General features: G+C 35.1%; 7 protein-coding genes. 2 read left to right on the top strand and 5 right to left on the bottom strand.

The annotated features are described in order from the left end of the window. The coding region (locus tag ACH2CJ_RS15435; RefSeq protein ID WP_394993846.1) for a class I SAM-dependent methyltransferase at positions 1-290 on the bottom strand (290 nt) is incomplete at its 3' end. 104 nt (positions 291-394) lie between these two features. Between ACH2CJ_RS15435 and ACH2CJ_RS15430 the strand changes: the two genes are divergently transcribed. Together ACH2CJ_RS15430 and aat are read left to right on the top strand one after the other, a co-directional pair. Continuing rightward, the gene (locus ACH2CJ_RS15430; protein ID WP_394993845.1) at positions 395-1,378 is read left to right on the top strand and encodes a toxin-antitoxin system YwqK family antitoxin; all 984 of its coding nucleotides are present in this window, start codon (positions 395-397) and stop codon (positions 1,376-1,378) included. 77 nt (positions 1,379-1,455) lie between these two features. Further along, positions 1,456-2,076, top strand: a complete 621-nt coding sequence (gene aat / locus ACH2CJ_RS15425) for a leucyl/phenylalanyl-tRNA--protein transferase (RefSeq protein WP_394993844.1) — start codon at positions 1,456-1,458, stop codon at positions 2,074-2,076. A gap of 3 nt (positions 2,077-2,079) precedes the next feature. On the opposite strand, the gene ACH2CJ_RS15420 is transcribed toward aat, so the two are convergent. The 4 genes from ACH2CJ_RS15420 to lhgO form a co-directional block, all read right to left on the bottom strand. After that, entirely contained in the window at positions 2,080-3,456 is a 1,377-nt protein-coding gene (locus ACH2CJ_RS15420) for a protein-disulfide reductase DsbD family protein (RefSeq protein ID WP_394993843.1), read from the bottom strand. A 95-nt stretch (positions 3,457-3,551) separates the two neighbouring features. After that, positions 3,552-3,995 carry a peptidylprolyl isomerase gene (locus ACH2CJ_RS15415; protein WP_394993842.1) on the bottom strand — a complete coding sequence of 148 codons (444 nt, stop codon included), beginning with the start codon at positions 3,993-3,995 and terminating at the stop codon, positions 3,552-3,554. An 89-nt stretch (positions 3,996-4,084) separates the two neighbouring features. Beyond that, on the bottom strand, positions 4,085-5,071 hold the full coding sequence (gene moaA, locus ACH2CJ_RS15410; RefSeq protein ID WP_394993841.1) for a GTP 3',8-cyclase MoaA: 987 nt from the start codon (positions 5,069-5,071) through the stop codon (positions 4,085-4,087). Between the two features lie 68 nt (positions 5,072-5,139). Then, positions 5,140-6,336 carry an L-2-hydroxyglutarate oxidase gene (lhgO, locus tag ACH2CJ_RS15405; protein WP_394993847.1) on the bottom strand — a complete coding sequence of 399 codons (1,197 nt, stop codon included), beginning with the start codon at positions 6,334-6,336 and terminating at the stop codon, positions 5,140-5,142. Positions 6,337-6,550: the final 214 nt, after the last annotated feature.

Below are 6,550 nucleotides of genomic sequence, written 5' to 3'. Positions count from 1 at the left end.
TCATGCACATGAAAGTTCAAATATTTGTTGGCAGACAGATTGGCGGTATTAATATTATTTTGAGATAAATCTATACCTGTTACGTCAAAATTTTTAGAATTAAGATAAATAGAATGTCGTCCTTTACCGCAAGCAAGGTCAAGAAAAGTGTTAGATTGCTCAAAATTGAGTATTTTTTCGAGATTATCAATAAAAAACTGAGCTTCTACATAATTTCGACTTTTATAAAGTTGATGATAAAAAGATGTATCAAACCATTCCACAAACCAATCTTTTTTCTCTTTTATCATTCTGATACTATTTTTTTCAAAGGAGATTTTAAACAGAAATTCCAATTTTTTTAGAACTTTGTCGTTTTAAATAAAGCACAAAATTACTATCATTATTATCGAAAATGAAACTTTACCAAAAAATATACAAGTACTCTCTTATTTCTTACTTTGTATTCAGCCTATTTTCGGAAACTATAGCACAAGTGCCGCAAGCCAAACGAAAAGGCGATAAAGATTACAAAAAAGAGACAATTCAGGAAAAATTAGACAGGCTTCCTGTAGGTGTAACTACGCCCAAAGCATCGGCATCATTACCAGGAGGAAATAATATTTCAAGTATTGACGATGCCAAAAAATTTGCAACCGAAACGCTCCCTGATTTAGGTTTGAAGATTTCAAAAACCTTTAAAGATGTAAAAAAAGAATTGAAAGGACTCAAAAGAGAGTTCAATGGAAAGGATTATGAAGGAATAAAGGTCGAAAAACAGCTGACTCGACAAGGAAGTGGTAATAGCCTGACATTTATTGAATTTTATACTTTGAAAGATTTTACTCAGCCAAACCCTTATAATCGCCATCTTTTTTGGTTTGACCATAAAGCCAATCGCATCGTCGAAGGAATTGGTCGAGACCGTGAAACCAACGATTTGATGCACGGGCCGTATAAAAAATATTTGGGTGAATTAGTTGTTGAAGAGGGTTGGTATTATCTCGGCACAAAAGATGGTCGTTGGGAGTCTTATGATAAAAACTACAATTTATTGAATAAAGAGTATTATGAGAGAGGGTTTTATCGAGATTCAGAAATCAGTTATTACGATGAAAAACAATCCAAAATCAAAGAAGTCAAGCCTATAAATCACGGAAAAACTACGGGAGAATATTTTTTCTTCAACGAAAGTGGTACACTTGCCGAGCAGGGTTTTCTGGACGATAGTATAAAAGTAAGCAAATGGGTAGAATATTATCCAACGGGCAATCGCCGTAAAAAAGAGACCCAATTTGGAAAAGACTGTTATGATACCTCATTTGAGTCATACACTTTGTATGAATACGATGAAAAAGGTAAGATAACTTTTGAATCACCTAAAATAAAGAAGAATTAAGATTATAAGAAAACCGTTTTTTACTTCATTGTATCTCTTTTTTCTTTAATTTTGTTATAGTTACTTTAAAAAAGTTAATGACAAAACTCACTCCCGACGACTTAATGTATGGCTATATAAATGGCATCTTTCCGATGGCTGATTCGGACGGAACTTTATACTGGTATTCGCCTGACCCAAGGGCAATTATTCCGATTGAGACCTATAAACCGTCCAAATCTCTTCGTTCGATACTAAATAAACAACTTTTTGAGATTCGTATTAATCATAACTTTGAAGGTGTGATGCGAGGATGTGCTATTTCCCGAAAAGACTCTGAAGATACTTGGATTTCGGACGAAATAATTGATGCTTATACTGGCTTAAATAAACGAGGCTTTGCTCATAGTGTGGAAGCATATAGTAATAACTTATTAGTGGGTGGGCTATATGGCGTAGCTATAGGCTCCGCTTTTTTTGGCGAGTCTATGTTTTATCTCCAACCCAATGCTTCAAAAGTTGCCTTTCATCACCTCATTCAAGTATTAAAGCAACAGCATTTTCAATTGCTTGATACCCAGTTTATTAATGATAATGTAAAGCGTTTTGGAGCTATTGAAATTCCAAAATTTCAATACTTGAATCTACTTAAAAAAGCTACTAACAAAAAAGCTCAATTTACTGAATTAGAAGTTGAACATTTGTTTAAAGTAGGCTAAATTCTATTTCTTGTAATTTTTTAAGCCTTCGTCTAAAAATTTAATAAAATCTTCTTTTGAAACATAGCCAATTGCTTTTTTTACGATTGATTTTCCAGTAGCATCTTCGATGATATAATAAGGTTGGGCATTATTATTATACTTCGTGATTTCAAGATCCATATTTTTGTCACCAACAGTTACTTTCAATTCATCATCGTATTTTGATGTATATTGTTTTTCTTTGGGTAAATCCTTTTTATCATCAACATATAAAGAGGCAATTACGAAGTCATTTTTTAGTTTTTCCAACACATCTGGTTTCGACCAAACATTTTCTTCCATTTTCCTGCAATTGGCACACGCATATCCTGTAAAATCAATAAAAAGTGGTTTTCCTACTTCTTTTGAGTAAGCCAAAGCATCGTCATAATCATAAAAACCTTGTAAATCGTGCGGTAAAGCTCTTAATTTTGAACCATCAGCCACAATAGCACTTAGTGTTTTAGGTGGTAAAAGTCCTGATAAAAGACTTAGTTCTTTTCCATGCGTTACTCCAGGAATCATATAAGCAGAAAGAGCAAAAAATACCGCTGCAAAACCTATACGCTGAAAATTATATTTTATAACCTTATTATCTTTCGGTAAACGAATAATTCCAAGAATATAAAGACCAATTGCCGCAAAAATAATTATCCAAATAACTAAGAAAAGGTTGCGAGAAATATAATTGAAATGGTAAGTAAGGTCAATGTTACTCAGAAATTTCAATGCTAATGCAAATTCTAAAATACCAAAAACTGCCTTCATTTCATTCATCCATCCACCCGACTTTGGCAAACTTTTTAACCATTGTGGAAACATTGCGAGCGACGTAAAAACGATTCCAAAGGGTAATCCGAAAGCGAGCATTCCCCATAAAGGTCGCCAAACCTCGCCTTTTGCTGCCATAATCAACAACGAGCCAACAAATGGGGCAGTGCAAGAAAATGACACAACTACCAATGTAAGAGCCATGAAAAATATACCAATTAGTCCGCCTTTTTCTGACATTCTATCAATATTATTAACCATATTATGGGGCAAAACTATCTCAAAAGCTCCCAAAAGGGAGATTCCGAAGATAATAAAAATGACAAAAAATATCAAATTGGGAATCCAATGTGTACTTATAAAATTAAGAAATGGAGCTCCAAAAACAGTTGCAACCAAGCCAATCAAACCAAAAACAAACATGATTGATAAACCATAAAAAGTTGCTTTACCTGTGCCTTGTGATTGTTTCGTAAAAAAACTAACCGTCATTGGCATAATCGGATAGATACAAGGCATGAAAATGGAAGCGAAACCCGCCAAAAGTGCGGTCAATAGAAAGCCGAGAAGTGAGCTACTTTCTTGCATAAAAACTTGTTTTGGTTAAGTGTACTTTTAGTAAACAAAAAACTGTTTGAAAATATTACATTTCAAACAGTTTTTTGCAAAAGATTTGCCAAATATTAAGCAACTTCTTCAATCACATTGATTTTCTGAATTTTATCGCCTTGACGTATTAAATCTACAATATCAATACCTTCAATAACCTTACCGAAACAAGTATGGTTACGGTCTAAATGCTGCGTATTTGCACGACTATGACAAATGAAAAACTGTGAACCACCAGTATTTCGTCCAGCATGAGCCATAGAAAGTACGCCTCTATCATGATATTGATTATTTCCTGTCAATTCGCATTGAATTTTATAACCCGGCCCACCCGCACCTGTGCCAGTTGGATCACCACCTTGTACCATGAAATTAGGAATCACACGGTGGAAAATCAAACCATCGTAAAAGCCTTTTTTTGCTAATGTAATAAAGTTATTTACTGCAATTGGAGCATCTTGCTCATAAAATTCGATAAGCATTGTACCCTTATCGGTAATCATTTCTGCCTTTAACATATTTTTTTTTGAAAATTGGTATTATTGTATTTTTTGAAAATTCGTAATTCTACATCGCTCGGGCGACCCCGTCTTAACTCTACATTCTTTTACCCTCCAATAGTCGTCATTGATTCTGACACTAAACTTGTTCGGCGACCTTCTGCTTCAAAACCATCTTTTGCTCGATTTTGCAAGGCATTATAAATCAAGGCTTTAATTTCATCATCAGACAATTTTTGACGCATAAAATCTCGAACATTGAAAACACCATCGTCGTACAAACAAGTTCGAAAACTACCCGTTGGTGTTACTCGAATACGATTACAGGTGCCACAAAAAGTTCGACTAAAAGCAGCAATAACGCCAATTGAGCCTTTAAAGTTCGGAATTTGGTAATTATAAGAGGTGGAATTAGCTTCGTCTTGCAATTTATATAAGTCAGGATAAACCGATTTAATCAAATCAATGATTCGTCGATAGCTCCAAAACTCTAATTGTTCGGGGCGTAAACCCGCACCGTTGAAAGGCATTTCCTCAATAAAACGCACCGAAACATTTTTGTTTCGAGCCAACTCAACCATTGATAAAATATCTTCATCATTTTTTCCTGTAACAACAACGGTATTAATTTTTACAGGAATATCATGTTCCAATAAAGCTTCTAAGGTTTCCCAAACTTTCGGAAATTCATCCCGTCGAGTTATTTCAAAAAAACGTTGGCGGTCGAGCGAATCTAAACTTAAATTTACCGAACTGACACCTATTTTCTTTAATTCTGGCACTAATGGGGCAGTTAGAACGCCATTGGTGGTAATATTTATCTTTTTTATGCCTTCAATTTCTGACAGTTTCCATAAAAAAGGGATAATATCTCGCCTTACAAATGGCTCTCCCCCTGTAATTCTTACTTTAGAAATACCCATTTCTGCCAAAATACTGACCAAACGAATCATTTCTTCGTAACTCAACAAATGTGGTTTTGGCAAATACTGAATTCCTTCTTCGGGCATACAGTAAAAACAACGCAAATTACAGCGGTCGGTTACTGCCAGCCGCAAATAATTGATAGGTCTGCCGTGGTTATCTACAAGCATAATATATTCGAAAATTCTTTTCTTGATAACAAAGAAACTGGACTTTAAGTGCTAACACACAATTTCTACTAAAAACGTTTCAAAACTAATTCACTCACCGTTTGTCCAATCGAAAGTGAGGAAGTTGCCGCAGGCGACGGTGCATTACAAACATTGATGGCTTGTTGGTTTTCAAAAATAGCAAAATCATCTAAAAGTCCGCCCTCACGGTCGCAGGCTTGGGCTCTTACGCCTGCTGCTCCTGCCACAAGGTCATCGGGTTGAATTTCTGGAATTAATTCTTGCAAAGCCTTAGTAAAAGCAGTCTTTGAAAACGAACGATACATTTCGCCCAAACCCGTTTGCCAATATTTTGCGGCAACTTTCAAAAACCCAGGCCAAGTTAGGGTTTCAAATAATTCGCCTAAATGAATATCCAATTTTTTATACCCTTCTCGTCTAAATGCCAAAACAGCATTGGGTCCAGCTTCAACGCCACCATGAATCATACGAGTAAAATGTACGCCTAAAAATGGGAAATTTGGGTCAGGAACAGGGTAAATTAGATTCTTTACAAGGTATTGTTTTTCGGGTTTTATTTCAAAATATTCCCCTCTAAATGGTATAATTCTAAGATTATCGGCTTTTATGTCCGTCATTTGTCCAACTTTATCAGAGTACAAACCCGCACAATTAACTACTAATTTTGTTTCGTAGCTTCCCTTTGATGTAACAACGGTAGAAATACCATTGTTTGATGAAATATTGTTCACTTTTTCACCAAAAGCAATACTACCACCTAATTTTTGCGTTTTTTCTAAATATTTTTTACAAACATCGGTATAATCAATGATACCTGTTTGTGGTACAAAAAAGCCTTTCAAGCCTTTTACGTGTGGTTCGTATTCTTTGATTTGCTCGGCATTCAACATTTTGAAGCCATCCAAACCATTTTGTTTTCCCCGCTCAAAAAGTCCATCCAGAATCGAAATTTGTTCGGGGCGAGTTGCCACTACGATTTTACCACAAAGGTCGTATTTGATGTCTTCTTTTCTGCAAAAATCAAGTAACATATCATAACCCTTTATACAATTGGTAGCTTTCAAACTGCCTGGCTTATAATAAAGCCCTGAGTGAATAACGCCACTGTTATGCCCAGTTTGATGTTTTGCGACCACATTTTCCTTTTCAATAATCAATAATTTCAAATTCGGATTTTGCTCTTTGATCCGTAAGGCAGTTGCCAAACCGACAATTCCTCCTCCAATTACAGTTACGTCGTAAATCATTTTTTTTAATTGATATGTATTAGTGGTTAGCTTCGGGCGGCGTTCCGCCTAGCAAAATTGGTTTTCATTTAAACTCAATTCTCTGAAAAATTCAACATTTTTAATAAAAAACTTTAAAACCGTACACAAAATTGTATAGCTGATAAAAGGTGATTAATTTTAAAATGTCCTGACTTTATCCATCTCAAACCAATCTGAAAAAGGCTGATGT

The sequence above is a fragment of the Emticicia sp. genome, from assembly GCF_043780375.1.
Taxonomy (GTDB): Bacteria; Bacteroidota; Bacteroidia; order Cytophagales; family Spirosomataceae; genus Emticicia.
The sequence above is the reverse complement of the archived record's forward strand: the minus strand, read 5'-3'. Positions and strand labels throughout refer to the sequence as shown.